The organism is Paracoccus pacificus (assembly GCF_042680785.1).
GTDB classification, from domain to species: domain Bacteria; phylum Pseudomonadota; class Alphaproteobacteria; order Rhodobacterales; family Rhodobacteraceae; genus Paracoccus; species Paracoccus pacificus.
The window spans coordinates 1-18,221 of the sequence record NZ_JBHUEN010000046.1 but is presented as its reverse complement, the minus strand read 5'-3'; the positions used below and the strand labels follow the sequence as shown (position 1 = coordinate 18,221).

15 protein-coding genes and 1 tRNA gene are annotated in these 18,221 nt (G+C 66.0%); 9 read left to right on the top strand and 7 right to left on the bottom strand.

What is annotated here, in order from left to right; genetic code table 11:
- The first annotated feature begins 13 nt into the window (after positions 1-13).
- A complete protein-coding gene (locus ACFSCT_RS16175; protein WP_379144475.1) occupies positions 14-961 on the top strand; it encodes a GAF domain-containing protein in 948 nt (315 codons plus the stop codon).
- Between the two features lie 160 nt (positions 962-1,121).
- Positions 1,122-2,648, top strand: a complete 1,527-nt coding sequence (gene adh / locus ACFSCT_RS16170) for an aldehyde dehydrogenase (protein ID WP_379144473.1) — start codon at positions 1,122-1,124, stop codon at positions 2,646-2,648.
- Positions 2,649-2,809: 161 nt separating this feature from the next.
- Here the strand turns inward: adh and ACFSCT_RS16165 are convergent, their stop codons facing one another.
- Positions 2,810-3,592, bottom strand: a complete 783-nt coding sequence (locus tag ACFSCT_RS16165; RefSeq protein WP_379144470.1) for a haloacid dehalogenase type II — start codon at positions 3,590-3,592, stop codon at positions 2,810-2,812.
- Positions 3,593-3,681: 89 nt separating this feature from the next.
- Between ACFSCT_RS16165 and ACFSCT_RS16160 the strand changes: the two genes are divergently transcribed.
- Positions 3,682-4,011: a DUF779 domain-containing protein gene (locus ACFSCT_RS16160; protein WP_379144469.1), complete on the top strand. Its 330-nt coding sequence runs from the start codon at positions 3,682-3,684 to the stop codon at positions 4,009-4,011.
- 68 nt (positions 4,012-4,079) lie between these two features.
- Here the strand turns inward: ACFSCT_RS16160 and ACFSCT_RS16155 are convergent.
- A tRNA-Cys gene (locus ACFSCT_RS16155) sits at positions 4,080-4,153 on the bottom strand.
- Between the two features lie 192 nt (positions 4,154-4,345).
- On the opposite strand from ACFSCT_RS16155, the gene ACFSCT_RS16150 reads away from it, so the two are divergent.
- From ACFSCT_RS16150 to ACFSCT_RS16140, 3 genes are read left to right on the top strand one after another with little or no spacing between them, the layout of a single operon-like run.
- Positions 4,346-4,999 carry a protein-L-isoaspartate O-methyltransferase family protein gene (locus tag ACFSCT_RS16150; protein ID WP_379144467.1) on the top strand — a complete coding sequence of 218 codons (654 nt, stop codon included), beginning with the start codon at positions 4,346-4,348 and terminating at the stop codon, positions 4,997-4,999.
- A 55-nt stretch (positions 5,000-5,054) separates the two neighbouring features.
- Positions 5,055-6,428, top strand: coding sequence for a TolC family outer membrane protein (locus tag ACFSCT_RS16145; protein ID WP_379144465.1), 1,374 nt, complete (start codon positions 5,055-5,057; stop codon positions 6,426-6,428).
- 36 nt (positions 6,429-6,464) lie between these two features.
- Positions 6,465-7,565, top strand: a complete 1,101-nt coding sequence (locus tag ACFSCT_RS16140) for a hypothetical protein (protein ID WP_379144463.1) — start codon at positions 6,465-6,467, stop codon at positions 7,563-7,565.
- Between the two features lie 502 nt (positions 7,566-8,067).
- On the opposite strand, the gene ACFSCT_RS16135 is transcribed toward ACFSCT_RS16140, so the two are convergent.
- The 4 genes from ACFSCT_RS16135 to ACFSCT_RS16120 form a co-directional block, all read right to left on the bottom strand.
- Positions 8,068-8,388, bottom strand: a complete 321-nt coding sequence (locus ACFSCT_RS16135; RefSeq protein ID WP_379144460.1) for a DUF6280 family protein — start codon at positions 8,386-8,388, stop codon at positions 8,068-8,070.
- A 458-nt stretch (positions 8,389-8,846) separates the two neighbouring features.
- Entirely contained in the window at positions 8,847-9,953 is a 1,107-nt protein-coding gene (gene dinB / locus ACFSCT_RS16130) for a DNA polymerase IV (RefSeq protein WP_379144457.1), read from the bottom strand.
- Positions 9,950-10,684: a CAF17-like 4Fe-4S cluster assembly/insertion protein YgfZ gene (ygfZ, locus tag ACFSCT_RS16125; RefSeq protein WP_379144456.1), complete on the bottom strand. Its 735-nt coding sequence runs from the start codon at positions 10,682-10,684 to the stop codon at positions 9,950-9,952. Before ygfZ ends, dinB begins: the two co-directional genes overlap by 4 nt.
- A 6-nt stretch (positions 10,685-10,690) precedes the next feature.
- Positions 10,691-12,421, bottom strand: a complete 1,731-nt coding sequence (locus ACFSCT_RS16120; protein WP_379144453.1) for an ABC transporter ATP-binding protein — start codon at positions 12,419-12,421, stop codon at positions 10,691-10,693.
- A gap of 161 nt (positions 12,422-12,582) precedes the next feature.
- On the opposite strand from ACFSCT_RS16120, the gene ACFSCT_RS16115 reads away from it, so the two are divergent.
- Entirely contained in the window at positions 12,583-13,761 is a 1,179-nt protein-coding gene (locus ACFSCT_RS16115; RefSeq protein WP_379144451.1) for a pyridoxal-phosphate-dependent aminotransferase family protein, read from the top strand.
- Between the two features lie 305 nt (positions 13,762-14,066).
- Here ACFSCT_RS16115 and ACFSCT_RS16110 read toward each other — a convergent pair whose 3' ends face one another.
- Positions 14,067-15,185 carry a pyridoxal phosphate-dependent aminotransferase gene (locus tag ACFSCT_RS16110; protein ID WP_379144449.1) on the bottom strand — a complete coding sequence of 373 codons (1,119 nt, stop codon included), beginning with the start codon at positions 15,183-15,185 and terminating at the stop codon, positions 14,067-14,069.
- A 255-nt stretch (positions 15,186-15,440) separates the two neighbouring features.
- Between ACFSCT_RS16110 and ACFSCT_RS16105 the strand changes: the two genes are divergently transcribed.
- Together ACFSCT_RS16105 and ACFSCT_RS16100 are read left to right on the top strand one after the other, a co-directional pair.
- Positions 15,441-16,787 carry an NAD(P)/FAD-dependent oxidoreductase gene (locus ACFSCT_RS16105; protein ID WP_379144447.1) on the top strand — a complete coding sequence of 449 codons (1,347 nt, stop codon included), beginning with the start codon at positions 15,441-15,443 and terminating at the stop codon, positions 16,785-16,787.
- Between the two features lie 69 nt (positions 16,788-16,856).
- Complete coding sequence (locus ACFSCT_RS16100) at positions 16,857-18,023, top strand: M20 aminoacylase family protein (protein ID WP_379144445.1); 1,167 nt, start codon at positions 16,857-16,859, stop codon at positions 18,021-18,023.
- Positions 18,024-18,221 lie beyond the last annotated feature (198 nt).

Below are 18,221 nucleotides of genomic sequence, written 5' to 3'. Positions count from 1 at the left end.
GGGAGGAATCACGATGGCGAAATCGCATGCCGATATCGTGGCCGAACAATCGCTGTCGAACCGTGCCGGTTCGGCGGTGGTCTCGTCCTGGCGACGCTCGCTGATGAAATACGGGCTCGACCCCGCCGAGACCCGGCCGCCCGAGCGGCTGTCCGAGGCCGAACTGACCGCCCGCCGTCAGGCTCATGCGCTGCTTCTGGACATCGCCGCCCCGCCGCTCGACCAGCTTTTTGAACTGGTCGGGCTGACCGGCTGCAACGTGCTTTTGACCGATGCCGAGGGCATGGTGATCGCGCAAAGGGTGCGGGACGGCGATGCCGGCCAGTTCCGTGACTGGGGGCTGAGCGAGGGGTTCGACTGGGCCGAATCCGCCCAAGGCACCAACGGTATCGGCACCTGCCTTGCCGAGGGGCGCGCCGTGACCATCGACCGCGACCAGCATTTCCACACCCGCAACACCGCCATGTCCTGCATGGATGCGCCGATCTGGGGACCCAACGGGCAGTTGATCGCGGCGCTGGATGTCAGCTCGGTCCGGGTCGGCAAGACCGATCACTATGGCCGGCTGATCGAGGCGCAGGTCGTCCAGACCGCCGCGACGATCGAGGCGATGCTGTTCCGCGCCAGCTTTCCCGACGCCCGGATCGTGGTCGCCCATGCCGAAGCCTTTGGTTCTCCGGCGCTGATCGCGGTGGACAAGGACGATCTGACCATCGGCGCCACCCGCAGCGCCCGCAAGGCGCTTGGCCTGACCCGCGAGGGTGAATTGCGGCCCCGGCCGGCGGTCGACCTGCTCTTGCGGGAAGATGACATGGGCGGCTTCGACAAGGGTGAACGCACCGCCATCGCCCGGGCGCTGGCGCGCAGCGACGGCAATGTCACCGCCGCCGCCCGGGCGCTTGGCATTGGCCGGGCGACGCTGTACCGGCGCATGGCGCGGCTGGGTGTCGCGCAGAAATAGACCCCGGACCGGTTAAAAATCCGCGTCACTGTCTCACTGTTGAGACAGTCGCGCCCCATGACCCCCTTGACCCGATTGAACGGCTGCCGCGCTGGTCGCAGATTTTCCTCAACACCGGCGCAACCCGGCTGTTCAACCGTTTCTGGAGGAGGAAAAGACCATGCCGAACGACCAGTCCATCGAATTCAAGGGCGTCAGCACGCTGCCTTTCGCCGCCCGCTACGACAATTTCATCGGCGGCAAATGGGTCGCGCCGCGCTCGGGCAAGTATTTCAAGAACGTCACCCCGATCACCGGCGGCGAGGTGGGCGAGATCGCCCGCTCGAACGCCGAGGATATCGAACTGGCGCTGGATGCCGCCCATGCCGCCAAGGAGAAATGGGGCCAGACCTCGCCCACCGAGCGCTCGAACATGCTGCTGCGTATCGCCGACCGGATGGAGGCCAATCTGGAGCTGCTGGCCACGGCGGAAACATGGGACAACGGCAAGCCGATCCGCGAGACGATGGCCGCCGACCTGCCGCTGGCCATCGACCATTTCCGTTATTTTGCCGGGGTGCTGCGGGCACAGGAAGGCGGGATTTCGGAAATCGACAACGACACCATCGCCTATCACTTCCACGAACCCCTTGGCGTCGTCGGCCAGATCATCCCGTGGAACTTTCCGCTGCTGATGGCCTGCTGGAAACTGGCGCCCGCGCTGGCGGCAGGCAATTGCGTGGTGATCAAGCCGGCCGAGCAGACCCCCGCCAGCATCATGGTCTGGGCCGACCTGATCGGTGACATCCTGCCGCCGGGTGTCCTGAACATCGTGAACGGCTTCGGGCTGGAAGCGGGCAAGCCGCTGGCCTCGAACCCGCGCATCGCGAAAATCGCCTTTACCGGCGAGACCACGACCGGCCGGCTGATCATGCAATACGCGGCCGAGAACCTGATCCCGGTGACGCTGGAACTGGGCGGCAAGTCGCCGAACATCTTCTTTGCCGACGTCGCGCGCGAGGATGACGATTTCTTCGACAAGGCGCTGGAAGGCTTCACCATGTTCGCGCTGAACCAGGGTGAGGTCTGCACCTGCCCGTCGCGGGCACTGGTCCAGGAATCGATCTATGACCGGTTCATGGAGCGCGCGATCAAGCGGGTCGAGGCGATCCGGCAGGGTGATCCGCGCGCCGCCGACACCATGATCGGCGCGCAGGCATCCAGCGAGCAGAAGGAAAAGATCCTGTCCTATCTGGATATCGGCCGGAAGGAGGGCGCCGAGGTTCTGACCGGCGGCGAGGCCGCGGATCTGGGGGGCGAGCTGTCCAGCGGCTATTACATCAAGCCGACGGTGTTCAAAGGCTCCAACAAGATGCGGATATTCCAAGAGGAAATCTTTGGTCCCGTGGTCTCGGTCACGACCTTCAAGACGCCCGAGGAGGCGCTCGAGATCGCCAATGACACGCTTTACGGTCTTGGCGCGGGCATCTGGTCGCGCGACGTCAACACGACCTATCGTTTCGGCCGGGCGATCAAGGCCGGGCGGGTCTGGACCAACTGTTATCATGCCTATCCGGCGCATGCGGCCTTTGGCGGCTACAAGCAGTCGGGTGTCGGGCGCGAAAACCACAAGATGATGCTGGATCACTATCAGCAGACCAAGAACATGCTGGTCAGCTATAGCCCGAAGAAACTCGGTTTCTTCTGATCGGGCATCACATGTCAAAGGGGGCGGGCCGCAAGGCCCGTTCCCGCCGTGTTTCCGGGGTGTTGTTGTTCCGGGATGTGCACAAGGGGCGCTGTATGGGTTGGCTACAGCCCGCGCAACCCGCCCGTGTCCGTCCCGTGCCCTGTGTCAGGGCCGCCGGGCTAGCGTCCGGCGGCCAACCTTCCCGCCAGATCGACCAGATCGGCGGCGACGAAATCCCAGTCGCTTTCCGCCCGCAGATCGGTGGTTTGCCCGGGACCATGCTCGGTCGGGCGGGGCAGAAAAGCGGTCCGGAAACCGCAGGCTCGGGCCGCGGCAAGGTCGGAGTTATGTGCCGCGACCATGACGATATCCGCCGGCGGCAGGTCCAGTATCTCGGCGGTCCGCAGATAGGCCTCGGGCTGGGGCTTGTAAGCGCGGGCGATCTCGGCGCCAAGGATCGCGTCCCACGGCAGCCCGGCGCGCTTCGCCATGTTCAAAAGCAGGCTGACGTTGCCGTTCGACAAGGGTGCGATGATCATTTGCGATTTCATCGCTGTCAGCCCGGCGACGGAATCGGGCCACGGATCAAGGCGATGCCAGGCGTGGTTCAGGTCCTGAAGCGTCGCCGCGTCGAAATCCGCCGGGTTCAGCCCGAACTCGGCCAAAGTCTCGATCAGGTTTTCGTAATGAAGCACGTCAAGCCGCACGAAACCCCTTTTCCCCGACCGGACCTGTTCCATCGCGGGGGAATAGCGGCGCCGCCACGCATCGGCAAAGGCGCCCGCGTCGATCCCGTCGATCCCGTGCCGGTCCGCGAAATCCGCGACCGCGCGCATGATCCCGCCGCGCCAGTCGACCACCGTGCCGAAAACATCGAAAACCGCCGCTTGCATCTTTACCCCCCGCGTCACCCCGGCATTGCCGCCGCCGAGCTTAACCGGCAGGGGCGATATATCAACCATGCGGCCCGGGACGGTTGCCGGAAAGGGAAGCCGGGCGCAGAATGACCCAAAAGATCCCGCAGCCGGATCAAGGATGAAAGGAGAATGCCATGGGTACGGTCACCGCCACCCCCGCAGCCCTGCAACTGATCAGCGAAATCGTCGCCGATCACGGCCCGGTTCTGTTCCACCAGTCCGGCGGCTGCTGCGACGGATCCTCGCCGATGTGCTATCCGCAGAACGATTTCCGGATCAGCGAGCGCGATGTGAAGCTGGGCGAAATCGGGGGCGCGCCGTTCTACATCTCGGCCAGCCAGTACGAGACATGGAAACACACCGATCTGATCATCGACGTGGTGGCCGGGCGGGGCGGCATGTTCAGCCTGGATAACGGGCGCGAAAAACGGTTCCTGACCCGCTCCGAAATCTGCCGGATCTGAGCCGGCGCGGCCGCTGAACCGCCGCGCGGGGCAGCGCCGGGAATTGCCGTCCGAAGCCGGAAGGTTTGTGGAGGCGGGTACCGGAATCGAACCGGTCTTCACGGATTTGCAATCCGCTGCGTAACCTCTCCGCCAACCCGCCGCTTCGAGGTGCCGCAGGGTTATCGGATCGCCGTTGCTGGTGCAAGCGGCAATCGCTTGGCGCGCGCGGCGGATCGGGGGCGGCGGATAGGGGCGGCGGATCGGCGCAGCGGATTGCGCCGGGGACCGTTGCCCAACCCCGACCTTTGTGGCAAAACCCGTTCACGACACAAGCATCAGCAGGATTGCCCTTATGACCGATTTCGCGCGCGCGCGCACCGTGATGGTCGACACGCAGGTCCGCCCCAGCGACGTCACGAAATTCCCTGTGATCGCGGCGATGCTGGCGATCCCGCGCGAGGTGTTCGTTCCGGCCGCGCGCCGCGATGTCGCCTATACCGGCGAAAATCTGGATATCGGCGGCAACCGGTTTCTGCTGGACCCGCGCACGCTGGCCAAGATGATCGACGAATTGTCGATCCAGCCCGGCGATCTGGTTCTGGATCTGGGCTGCGGGCTTGGCTACTCCACCGCCGTTCTGGCGCGAATCGCCGAGGCCGTCGTCGGGGTCGAGGAGAATGCCGACATGGCCAGGCAGGCGCAGGAAAACCTGACGGCCGAGGCGGTCGACAACGCGGCGGTCATCGCCGGGCCGCTGGTCGAAGGCGCCGCGAAGCAGGGGCCGTTCGATGCCATCCTGATCGAAGGCGGCGTCAACATCATCCCCGAGCGGCTGATCGCGCAACTGCGCCCCGGTGGCCGAATTGCCGCAATCTTCCGTGAAGGCTCGCTGGGTGTGGTGCGTATCGGCTATTTCATCGACGGGCGCATGAATTGGCGCTATGCTTTCAACGCGACCGCCCCGGTTTTGCCCGGTTTTTCCGAGCCAGCCGGCTTTTCGCTGTGACGATGCGGATGGCTGAACTGGCAAAAGCATAATAAGAAACGACGAAAGGCATGGCATGACCAAGCGTGGAATACTCAGGGCCCTGAGGCGACCCGTCCTTGCCGCTTTGCTGGTCGGCGCGACCGTGATGCCTTCCTGGGCCGAGTCACTCGCCGATGCGATGGTGTCGTCCTATCGCACCTCGTCGCTGCTGGATCAGAACCGCGCCCTGTTGCGCGCCGCCGATGAGGATGTCGCCGCCGCCGTCGCGGCGGTTCGTCCCATCGTGACCTGGGCGCTTGAAAGCCAGTATATGAAAAGCTCGCTGGCCGAGGGCAAGCTGACCACGGCGATGGGGTTGACCGCGTCAATCACGCTGTTCGATTTCGGCCGGTCGGAACTGGGCGCCGATATCGCCAAGGAAACGGTTCTGGCCACGCGCGAGCTTTTGATCAATATCGAGCAATCGGTGCTTTTGAACGCGGTTCAGGCCTATCTGGACGTGCGCAGCGCCTCGCAACAGGTTGAACTGCAACGGAACTCGGTCCGCGTGATCGGCGAAGAGGAACGCGCCGCACGCGACCGTTTCGAGGTCGGCGAGATCACCCGCACCGACGTGTCGCAGGCCGAGGCCGCGCTGGCACAGGCCCGCGCCAGCAGCGCCGCCGCCGTCGGTCAGCTTGAGGTCGCCTCGGAAGCCTATAAGGCGATCACCGGCCACTATCCGAAAAACCTCTCGGCCCCGCCGCCCTTGCCCAAAATGCCGGCGACGCTTGAGGCCGCGCAGACCATCGCCCAGAAAACCCACCCCGCGATTCGGCAGGCCCAGCGTCAGGCGGCGGTCAGCGAATTGCAGGTCGAACTCGCGGCGGCGCAAGGTCGCCCGACGCTGAGCGGCTCGGCCACGGCGCAGTTGGACCAGCACGGCAACCGTCAGCACAGCGCCGGCCTGTCGCTGTCGCAGACGCTTTATTCCGGCGGCCGCGTGCCGGCCGCGCACCGCAAGGCCATGGCGCAGCGGGATGCGGCGCGGGCTCAGTTGTTGTCCACGGCGAAAAGCGTGACCCAGCAGGTCGGCACCGCCTGGGCCAATATCAGCGTCGCGCGCGCGCAAATTCAGGCGATCAACGAGCAGATCGCGGCCGCGCAGCTTGCCTATGACGGGGTGCGCGAAGAGGCGACGCTGGGCGCGCGCACCACGCTTGACGTTCTTGACGCCGAACAATCGCTGCTGGAGGCGCGGGCCAACAAGATCACCGCGGATGCCGATCTCCAGTTAGCACATTATCAACTTTTGTCGGCTATGGGTCTGTTGACGGTAGAAAACCTGAAACTGGGAATTCCGACATATGACCCATCGGCATATTACAATTCGGTCAAGAACGCCCCGCATACCAGCACGCAAGGCCAAAGCCTCGACCGGGTGCTGCGCGCCATCGGCAAGCAATAACGCGGGCCTTCTGCCTCCGGCCGGGGGGCAGAGGAAATGAGCGTGCATCCCGACTTCGGCGCTGGGGACGACAATTCCGGCGATGTGCTGGGGGCCATTCGGCGGCTTGTCGCTGCGCGCACCCCATCGGCCGGTTCCCATTCAGCCGAGGCGATGCGCGCGCCCGAGCCGCTGCGGCTGGTGCTCAATTCCGACACGCTGGTGGCGCCCGAGCTGCCAGCCCCCGATCTGATGGGGGACGATCTGGCGGGGGACGTTGAGGCCGCGCAATCCGAAACGTCGCCCGGGGTTCCGCCGATGACGGGTGTCGGACCGCTGTCGATCCCGCAGGCGCTGGCGGATTTCGCCGCGTTCGTCTCGGATGATTCCGACCGGGAACCGGGCGGTGCGCCGCCGCGCGGGCGTCTATCCGGCGGGCTTTCCATGTTCGACGGCGACGTGGTGACGGCTTTTCCGATGACCGCGCGCCACCGGGTCGCACATCGACACTCGCAGGATTTGCCGGCCGGAATCGCGGCGGCCGGGGATGTTTCGGAAATCGTCGGCGAACCGCCCTGTGGTGACGGTATCGGCGCCGAATGCGCCCCGGCGGACGGGTGGCCCGCTTCCGGGAACGGGCTGGCCGCGCCGGCATTGCCGATAACCGGCGCCGAGGCTGAATCCGAGGCGGATCGCGAATACCGGATGATCCGGGCGGTCGCTGCGGCGGATCTGCCGATGCGGGCGGATTATTGCGCAATGTCCGAAACCGAAGGATCGGATTGCCGGGCCGTGCTGCCCGGGGCCGCCGATCCGTCGGCTGATCCCGCTGCGGACCCGGCATATCCCGATGATCTGCACCTGCGGCTGTTCTCGCCCGATGATGCCGATCTGCCGGCCGGGTCGGCGTTGCGCACCCTGATCCGCGACGTGATCCGGGCAGAGTTGCAGGGCGAAACCGGCGGACGGTTCGGCCGCAATCTTCGCCATCTGATCCGGCTCGAGGTGGCCAATGCCGTCGTGACCCAGTCCCGTCAGGTTGAGGTTCTGCGGGCCGATCTGCGCGCATTGCCGCTTACGCCGGGAACCGGGGCGGTCGCGGCCTCGCTGCCGGGGCCGGCTGTGTCCCGCAACGTGGTGCCCGCCGGGCTGAGCTGAGCGTCTTTGCAGCCCCCGGGGTCAAAAGCCGGCGAGATGTCGGCGTCGCATGTCGTGGTGACGCATGGGCGGAAACCGCGTTTCAGCCGTCGCTCGCAAGGGGGCGCTCGCAAGGGGGCGCTGGCAAGGGGGCGCGCCCGCACGCACTGGGCCCGCACGCATCGGAAGCGAGTGCCTTTAAACCCACGAAAAAACGAAAGGCCCGGCTGAGTGCCGGGCCGGATCAATACTGCCGCGCAATCTGCCGCCGATGAATTGATCGCGGCGCGCGGGGGGGCGACCGATCAGGCACTCATCGCCCAACTGCCCCGAGGCACCGCCCGCCACGCCTGAAAACATCGACCCGAGAACACTGACCCGAAAGGACTGGCCCAAAACCACAGGCCCGAAAACATCGATCCTAAAGCACAGGCCCAAAAAACACTGACCGCAAACTACTGGCCCGAAGCCATTGGCCCAAAACCAACGGCCCGAAATCACCGGGCAGGGGCGGCGGGGTCGATCAGGCGGCCTCGGCTTCTTCCGCGGCCAGCCGGCGCTCGCTTTCCTCGCGCGACAGGGCGACCGAGGTCCGCACGCCTTTCGACACGAATTCCATCAGGCCTTTCACGACCCGTTCATTCGGATCAATCCCGGCGCAGGACAGAACCTCGCGCCCGTCGCGGGACCGGGCCCAGCGGGCGATCTGATCGGGGCCGTTGCCGTATTTCTTGTCATCGGCGATCGCGTCATCCAGCGCGGCCAGAACCACGGCGGCAAACAGTTTGCGGGCGCGCTGACCCTGTTCGTAGTTAAAAGCTGACCCATCTACATAATCGCGCATTTTTATCGTCCTGATTCCCAAACTGTTTTGCCTTATCGAACGCGCTGTCACCGACGCCGTCGTCGGGCTTTCGCGGCCGATGCCCTGTTGTGGCGCATCTACGCCTGGTAATTGGCGGCAGGCTGCTACAAATAGGGCATTTGTGACCTGATTCGGTATTGGCTTTGCCGCATGACAGGCATGCGAATATAGCAATACTTGGCGAAGCTATGCGAAATTCTTGTTACAATCACCTCTATTGTTACAAATTATTCGCCTGACATTTGTCAAGAACGCCAATTTTCATCCCCCAATCGACATCTTGACATCGCCGAAAACGTTGTTTGGCGATGCGGAAGCTTTCCGGTTAACGTCGCCGACCCTGCCAGAGTTGCCTGTTTTGGCACAAATAGGCACCGGATAGGAAAGTTTAAGCATCGGACCCGAAAAAAACCCTGCGTCATATCGGCGCCGGCCGGTCAGGTCCGGTCGAACAGGTCCAGTTGGGTGGTTTCGGGTGCGTTGTCCGACGGGCCCGACAATCCCGAAAGCGTGATCCCCAAAAGCCGGATGCCGCGCTGGTCGGGCAGGGCCGGCGCCGCAAGGTCGCGGCCGACCGCCAGCAACTCGGCCAGATCGCGCACCGGATGATCCAGCGTGCGGGCGCGGGTGATCTGGTGAAAATCACCATAGCGGATCTTGACCGTCACCGTCCGCCCGACCGTGCCATCCGCCAGATGCCGCCAGACCTTGTCGGCGAGGGGCTCCAGCGCCTCATGCAGAGCCTGACCCGAGGTCAGGTTCTCGAAATAGGTCGTCTCGGCGCCGATCGACTTGCGTATGCGGTCCGGGCGCACCTGCCGGTGGTCGATACCCCGGGCGACGTTCCAGTAATATTGCCCGGATTTGCCGAACCGCGCGATCAGGAACTCCAGCGGCCGGGCGCGCAGATCGGCGCCGGTCATGATCCCCAGCGCCTGCATGCGCTGCGCCGTGGCGGGCCCGACGCCGTGGAACCGCTCGATCGGCAGGTCCAGCACGAAACCGGGGCCGGCCTCGGGCGGGATGACAAACAGTCCGTCGGGTTTGCGCTGGTCCGAGGCGAGCTTGGCCAGAAACTTGTTATAGCTGACCCCGGCCGAAGCGGTCAGCCCGGTTTCGGCCCGGATCAGCGCCCGGATCTGCTTGGCGACAGCGGTTGCGGTCTGGCCGGGCGCCAGATGATCGGTCAGGTCCAGATAGGCCTCATCCAGCGAAAGCGGCTCGATCTGCGGGGTGAACAGGGCGAAAATCGCCCGGATCTGCTGCGAGATGGCGCGATAGACGTCAAAGCGCGGCTTGACGAAAATCAGGTCCGGGCACAGCCGGCGCGCCCGCATCGAGGGCATGGCCGAGCGCACGCCGAAGGTCCGCGCCTCATAGCTGGCGGCGGCGACCACCCCGCGTTCCCGCACCCCGCCGACGGCCACCGGGCGGCCGCGCAAGGCCGGGTCGTCGCGCTGTTCGACACTGGCATAGAACGCGTCCATGTCGACATGGACGATGCGGCGGACGGGCGGCTGCCCTTCCTCCGCCGGGCCGGTCATGCCGCCCGGACCTGCGCGTCCCCGGCGAACAGCGGACCGCCCAGCCGGTCAAAGCGCATATGGGCGATGGCCTTGCCGCCCGATTGGGTGAACAAGACGCCCGCCTCGCGCCCGTCGGGCAGGGTGATCGGCGTGCCGACCGGGGCCGCGCCGTCGATGGCGACACGGATCAGGCCCTTTTTCAGCTCGGTCTTGTGCCGCATGCGGGCGGTCACCTCTTGGCCGACGTAACAGCCCTTGCGGAAATCGACGCCATGCAGCCGGTCGAACCCGGCCTCGAGGATATAGCTGTCGTTGGGGATCAGCTCGATGCCGGTTTCCGGGATCAGATGTTCGACGCGCAGCGCATCCCAGTCGGTCCCGTCGCCGGGCGCGCCGCCGTAATGGCGCCAACCCATCGCCGGGTGGCGCGGATCGGCCAGCGCATCGGCGGGCGCCGGGCCGGTGCCGCGCGTGACCGGCACATCCGCGGTCCCGATCTCGACTTTCGAGCGCAGCCGGTACATCGACAGCCGGCGAAGAAGGTCATCGGCCAGCGTGGCCGAGACGTCGATCCACAGCCCGTCGGGGCGCCCGATCACGAAGAAATCGGCCAGATATTTGCCTTGCGGCGTCAGCAGCGCGGCATAGGTGATGCTGCCGGGGCGGGCGTCCTTCAGATCGTTCGTCACCAGCCCCTGCAACAGCTCAACTGCGTCGGGACCAGTCAGGGTGATGATGCGGCGATCCACGGGCAATTACTCCGAGAACTGAAGACGGGACAGGCGCGCATAAGCGCCGCCCTGTCCAATCAACTGGGCATGGGTGCCCTGTTCGACAACCCTGCCACGGTCCATGACGATGATCTTGTCGGCCTGACGCACCGTCGCCAGCCGGTGCGCGATGACCAGCGTGGTACGGCCGACCGACAGATCCTCGATCGCGGTCTGCACCATGCGCTCGGATGCGGCGTCAAGCGCGCTTGTCGCCTCGTCCAGCAAAAGGATCGGGGCGTCGCGCAGGATGGCGCGGGCGATGCCGACGCGCTGACGCTGGCCGCCGGACAGGCCCGAGCCGCGCGGCCCGGCCGGGGTCAGCAGCCCCTTGGGCAGATGGTCGGCGAATTCGTTCACATGGGCGGCGGTGACGGCGCGGCGCAGCGTCTGTTCGGGCACATCCGTCCGGCCAAGCAGGATGTTTTCCTGAATGGTTTCGTCGAACAGCGCCGATTCCTGGCTGACCGTCGAAAACAGGTCGCGCAGGACCGGCAGCGCGAAGTCGCGCGTCGGAACCCCGCCGATCGTCACCGCGCCGCGATCGGGGTCGACCATCCGTGTCAGCAGGTTGAACACCGTGCTTTTGCCCGCGCCGGACGCCCCGACCAGCGCCGTGGTCCGCCCCGCCTCGGCGACGAAGCTGAGCCCCTGCAGCACCGGATGGGCGCCATAGGACAGCCACACATCGTCAAAGCGGATCGTGGTATCGGGCGGCGGGGTGGTCCGCGCTTGCGCCGGCGAGGTGATGGTGGGACGGGTGTCGAACAGCCGATAGATGCGCTCCAGACTGGCGGCGGCGGTCTGCCACGACCCGGCAAGGCCGCCAAGCCGGCGCAGCGGCTGAAAGGCCAGCGACATGGCGGTGAAGAAGGACATGAAATCGCCGACCGTCCGTTCGCCCCGCAGAATCTCGGATCCGCCAAGGGCCAGAACGCCGACAAAGCCCAGCCCGGTCACGAGGTCGATCAGCGCCGGGATCAGCGCGGTGGTGGCGGCGGTCTTGATCTGGGCGTTGCGGATGCGGTCGACGATGACGTCGAAACGGCGGCTTTGATAGGCCTCCATCCGGTTCAGCCGCACCGCGCTGATGCCGTGCAGAACCTCGTCCAGCCGGGTGGCGCGATGGCTGGCCTCGGCCCGGGTCTGGCGGGTCTTGCGGCGCACGTATCGCTGCACCAGAACGGTGGGGACGATCAGGATCGGGGCGCCGATCATCGCCGCCAGGGTCCACCACGGGTCGATCGAGATCGCCACCGCGAACAGCGACACCAGCGAAACCACGTCGCGGCCGGTGCCGGTGATGAAGGTCGACCAGATGCCCTGAACCGCCTGCGTGTCGCCCTGTATCCGCTCGATCAGCGCGCCGGGCGGGTTTTTCTGAAAGAACGTGCCGTCCAGCGTCAGGATATGGGCCAGCAGATCCTTTTGCATCTCGGCCGCGACGCTTAGCGAGACGCTGGTCAGAAGCGCGCGGTTGATGACAAGCGTGATGGCGCGGATCAGGAACAATCCGAATATCGCGCCGCCGACCCACCAGATCAGACCGGCCTGACCGCCGACGAAAACCTTGTCGAACAGGGGCTTCAGCATCCACGCCAATATCGCAAGCGTTGAGCCTTCGATGACCATGAAGACGAAGGCCGCGGCCATGCGTGCCCAGTGCCGCGCAAGGTAATCACGCCAGATGCGCCCGAAAAGGACGCTGGAGTTCATGGTGTTATCATCTACCTGCATCGGGACCGGAAATATCCGAAAGGCGTGACGGGGGAAAGACACCGCGAAACTTTCCGCCCTGCGGTCCGCCATGTGGTTGGGGGCCGTTGACCTTGGGCCGGTGCGGCCATACCGATAGCTGAACCATCGCCGGAGCCGTCATGAGTTTTGCCGCAGGCCGTCCCTTTCTTGCCATTCCGGGGCCGTCGCCCCTGCCGGACCGGGTGGCGCGCGCCATGCACCGCCCCGCGCCCGACATCTACGGCGACCAGATGCTGGAACTGGGGCAGGGGCTGTTTCCCGACCTGAAGCGTCTGGCCGGGACCAGCGCCAATCTTGCCGCCTATATCGGCAATGGACATGCCGGGTGGGAGGCCGCGAATGTGAACATGCTGCGGGCCGGGGACCGGGCGCTGGTGCTGTCCTCGGGCCATTTCGGCAACAGCTGGGCCGCTAGCGCCCGCGCTTTGGGCGTCGACGTCGAGGTGATGGAGTTCACCGGCGGCAAACCCGCCGATCCGGCCCGGCTAAGCGCGCGGTTGCAACAGCCCGACGCCGGCGGCATCCGCGCCATCCTGACCACGCAGGTCGATACCGCGACCTCGGTCAGAAACGACATCCCGGCGCTGCGCGCGGCGATCGACGCCGCCGGGCATCAGGCGCTTTTCGCGGTCGACGCCATCGCCTCGCTGGGGTGCGAGCCGCTGTTGATGGACGAATGGGGCATAGATGTGCTGGTCGGTGCCAGCCAGAAGGGGCTGATGATGGCGCCCGGGCTGGCCTTCGTGTGGTTTTCGGACCGGGCCCGCGCGGCCGCCCGCTTGGCGCCGCCCTATTGGGCATGGCAGCCGCGCGCCGACGCGGTCGAGGGCTGGCAGTTCTGGGGCGGCACCGCCCCTGTCCAGCACATGTTCGGCCTGCGCGAGGCGCTCGACATGCTTTTGGAAGATGAGGGTCTGCCCGCGGCATACGCCCGTCACGAAGGTCTGGCGCAGGCGCTTTGGGCGGCGGTCGATGCCTGGGGCAGCGGCGGGGATATCGCGGCGCTGGTGGACGATCCGAACGCCCGGGCCCGTTCGGTCACCGCGATCCGCATCGGCGGCGGCCGCGCGACGCCGTTGCGCGAATGGCTGGACAGCCGCTGCGCTCTGGTTCTGGGCATCGGTCTTGGCGCCGCCGATCCCGCCAGCGCGCTGCGCGTCGCCCATATGGGCCATGTCAGCGCGCATCAGATGCTGGGCACGATCGCCTGCATGGACGCCGGGATGACCGCCCTTCAAATTCCGCACGGCTCCGGCGCGACCGAGGCGGCGGCAAAGGTCATCGCCCGGCTGGCCTGATCCGAAAACGCCGATTGCGGCGGCATGGTCCGGAGCGTTTTGACGATCCGGGGCGCCGCGCAATCAGGACGTAGAATCCCGCAATGGGGGCAGCCGGTGTCTATTCCACGGCCATGTGTTGGCGGCGATCCGCGCCTTCGGTGTCGTATCATTCTCTGGCCGGTGCTGTATCCGCCGGGTGGATTGGAAGCGAGTTGCGATTATCAGGCAGGTCGGACCGCTTTTGCGCCGCTTTTCACGGCGAATCTGGTCCGGTCGCAACGCCGTGGGGCTGACCCAAGGCGCAGCCACGCCGCACCAGAGTTTCATCGCCTCGGCGTCTGTCCCGCCTGGCGCAGGGCGTCGGGCAGGGCTTTGGCGAACAGGTCAAGCTGATCGTCCGGCCCGCAACTGACCCGGATGCAGCGATCCATCGGCGCGACGCCCGGCATGCGCGCGAATATGCCCGCATCCGACAGCGCGACAAGCACGCGCCGCGCGAAATCGCCGTCATGGCCGCAGTCGATGGCCACGAAATTGGTGGCCGAGGGAAGCGCCGTCAGGCCGTTATCCGCCGCGATGGCGCCGAGGCGATTACGCGCGCGGGCGACGTTGGCGCGGGTCTGCGCCAGCCAGCCGCTATCGGCCAGCGCGGCCAGCGCGCCCGCCTGTGCGATCCGGTTGACGCCGAAATGGTTGCGGATCCGGTCAAAGCCGCGAATAAGCGCCGGCGCCCCGAAAGCATAGCCGATCCGGGCCCCGGCCATGCCGTAGGCCTTGGAAAAGGTGCGCATGCGGATCACCCGCGGATCGTCGACGCTGATCCGGGGCACAGCCTCGGGCGGAGCAAATTCGACATAGGCCTCGTCGAGGATCAGCAGGCAGCCGGGCGGCAGGGCGTTCAGCGCCACCTGTATCTCGGCATCCGTGACCCAGCTTCCCATCGGATTGTCCGGGTTGGCCAGATAGACCAGCCGCGCGCCGACCCTTGCGGCCTCGGCCATCAGCGCGGCCGGATCCTCGTGATCGTCGCGATAGGGCACGCGGTAAAGATCGCCGCCAAAGCCGTTCACGTGATAGTTGAAGGTCGGATAGGCGCCGTTCGAGGTCACAACAGCATCGCCGGGCGCGATCATCAGCCGCACCAGATTGCCCAGCAGCGCGTCGATGCCTTCGCCGACCGTGACATGATCGGGCGTAACGCCAAGATGGGCCGCAAGCGCGAATTTCAGGTCGTGGTTGTCGGGATCGCCGTATTTCCATGCCTCGGCCGCGGCCTCTGCCATCGCCGCGATCGCCCGGGGCGAGGGACCAAAGCCGTTTTCATTGGCCCCGAGCCGGGCCGCAAAAGCGCCGCCACGCCGCCGCTCGATCGCTTCGGGGCCGGTGAACGGCACCGTCTCGGGCAGGCTGTCGGGCAAAGGGGCAAAACGCGGAGTCTCCATAATGTCGCCCATAACCCGCCGGCAAACGCCGGTCCAGTGAGTCGCGCATTTCCGTGCTGAAATAGACGGCGGGGCGATCATCCATCGGGTTCGTGCGTGCCGGGTTAATTGTGTAAAATATAATATCTAACAGTCACATATTTCAAATTATTAATCTATTATCGCAATCACGACCCGAATGTTTCATAGCGCCAACCCCTTGCGCCCGGCGGCTGATCGCACCAGCCTGCCCGGAAAGGGTTTTGGGGGGCAGGCATGGCATTACCCGGCGCGCAGATTGGATTGGACACTCCGGTGCGGTTCGCGGATCCGCCGCCCGATGCGGTCGACGTGGCCGTGATCGGCGGCGGCGTGGCGGGCATATGCACGGCGCTTTATCTGGCGCGGGCCGGGCAGCGGGTTGTCGTGCTGGAAAAAGGCCGCGTCGCCGGCGAACAGTCGGGCCGGAACTGGGGCTGGGTGCGCCAGCAGGGGCGCGACTTCGCCGAATTGCCGATCATGATGGAGGCGATGCGGCTGTGGCAGGGGCTGGCGCAGGAAATCGGCCATGGGCTTGGCTTTCGGCAGACCGGGGTTCTGTACCTTGCCGACAATGCCGCGGATATGGCGCGTTATGAGGACTGGATGGCGACGGCGCGCACCCACGGCCTTGATACCCGGGTGATGGGCCGGGCCGAACTGGACGAAAAACTGCCGAATGCCGCCGGCTGGATCGGCGGGCTGTGGACGGGTTCGGACGCGCGGGCCGAGCCTTTCGTGGCGGTCCCGCTGATCGCCCAACTGGCGCAGGCCGCTGGCGCGCGGGTGATCGAGGCATGCGCGGTCCGCGCGCTCGACATCTCGGCCGGGCGTGTGACCGGCGTGGTGACCGAAAACGGCCGCATTGCCGCCGAGCGGGTGGTGCTGGCGGGTGGGGCGTGGTCGGCACTTTTCGCCCGCGCCCATGGCGTCAGGCTGCCACAGCTTTCGGTGCGGGCGACGGTCTGCGCGACGGAACCGCTGCCGGAATTCTGGGCGGGTGCGGCGGCGGACGCCCGTTTCGCCTTTCGGCGGCGCGCGGATGGCGGCTATACGCTCGCGCCCGGCACGTTCCATGAACATTTCATCGGCCCCGACAGCTTTCGCAACCTGCGCCTGTTCCTGCCGCAGATCCGCCGCGATCTGTCCGGCACCCGGCTGCTGCCGCGTGCGCCGGCGGGCTATCCGGATGGCTGGGGCACGCCGCGCCGCTGGGCGGCCGATCAGCCCTCGCCGTTCGAGAAAATGCGGGTTCTGAACCCGGCCCCGAACATGAAGGTGATCGAGAAACTGCGCGACGCATTCGCCCGGACCTTTCCCGATCTGGGCCGCCCGGCCATCGCCCGGGCATGGGCCGGGATGATCGAGACCACGCCCGATCAGGTGCCGGTGCTTGACCACACGCCCTTGCCCGGGCTGACGATCCTGACCGGCCTGTCGGGCCACGGCTTCGGGATCGGTCCCGGCGTCGGCCGCGTCACCGCCGATCTGGTCATGGGGCGCGACCCCGGTCACGATCTTCACCGGTTCCGCTTTGGCCGGTTCAGCGACGGCTCGGCGATCGAGCTGGGGCCAAGCCTTTAGGGTCTGTCTCTGGACTTGGCCTGTCGTTTGGATAAGGCTTGCGACGCCCTTTGAAGCGGAGACGACCCGATGCCCGTCAAGAACCGATTCGCCGAACTGCTGCCCGAGATCACCGGCTGGCGACGCGATTTCCATCAACACCCGGAACTGAACTATGACGTTCAGCGCACCGCCGGCCGCGTCGCCGAACTGCTGCGCGGCTTTGGTGTGGACGAGGTGGTCGAGGGGATCGGACGCACGGGCGTGGTCGGGATCATCAAGGGCAAAAGCGACCGCTCGGGCCGGGTGATCGGATTGCGCGCCGATATGGACGCCCTGCCGATCAATGAGATCACCGGCGTCGAATATGCCTCGACCACGGCGAATGTCATGCATGCCTGCGGCCATGACGGTCATACCGCGATGCTGCTGGGCGCCGCGAAATATCTGGCCGAGACGCGGAATTTCGATGGCACCGCCGTGGTGATCTTTCAGCCGGCGGAAGAAGGGGGCGGCGGTGGCCTTGCGATGCTGGAGGACGGGCTGGCCGAGCGGTTCGGCATCGACGAATTCTATGGCATGCACAACATGCCCGGCATCCCGGTCGGGCAGTTCGCCATCCGTCCGGGCGCGATCATGGCCGCGACCGATCAGTTCGACATCAAGGTGATCGGCAGGGGCGGCCATGCGGGCAAGCCGAATGACGTGATCGACACGCTTCTGGTCGCGGCCCATATCGTCGTGGCGCTGCAATCCATCGTCGCGCGCAATGTCGATCCGGTGAAAAGCGGCGTGGTGTCGACCTCGGTCCTGACCACGGATTCGACGGCGCATAACGTCGTTCCGGGTGTGGTGATGATGCATGGCACCGCGCGCAGCCTTGACCCCGGGGTACGCGACCAGCTTCAGGAAGGCATCATCCGCATCGCCACGAATGTCGCCGCCGCTTTCAGCGCCCGGGCCGAGGTGGTGTATGAACGCGGCTATCCGGTGACGGTGAACGACGCCGAAATGACCGGTCACGCCGCCGACGCGGCGCGCGCCGTGGCGGGCGACGTCGATACCGGCGTGCAGCCGATGATGGCCGGCGAGGATTTCAGCTATATGCTCGAGGCCCGGCCCGGCGCCTATATCTTTGTCGGCAACGGCGACACGCCGATGCTGCATCAGGCGGCCTATAATTTCGACGACAACGCCATCCCCTTCGGGTGTAGCTGGTATGTGCAGATGGTCGAAAACCGGATGCCTGCGGTCTGACCGGCGGCCGCGTCGGATTTCCTGGGCCGGATTTCCTGGGGAGGAGGTAGGACAGATGCCAAGCGCAATCTATGATCAGGGGCTGGATGCCGGCCCCGCCAATCACGTGGCGCTTTCGCCCCTTAGGGCGCCTCTAAAAATTGCAGCAATGCGGCGGTCGGGGTATGACGCGGGAGGCGTTCGACGGTAGGGGCATGG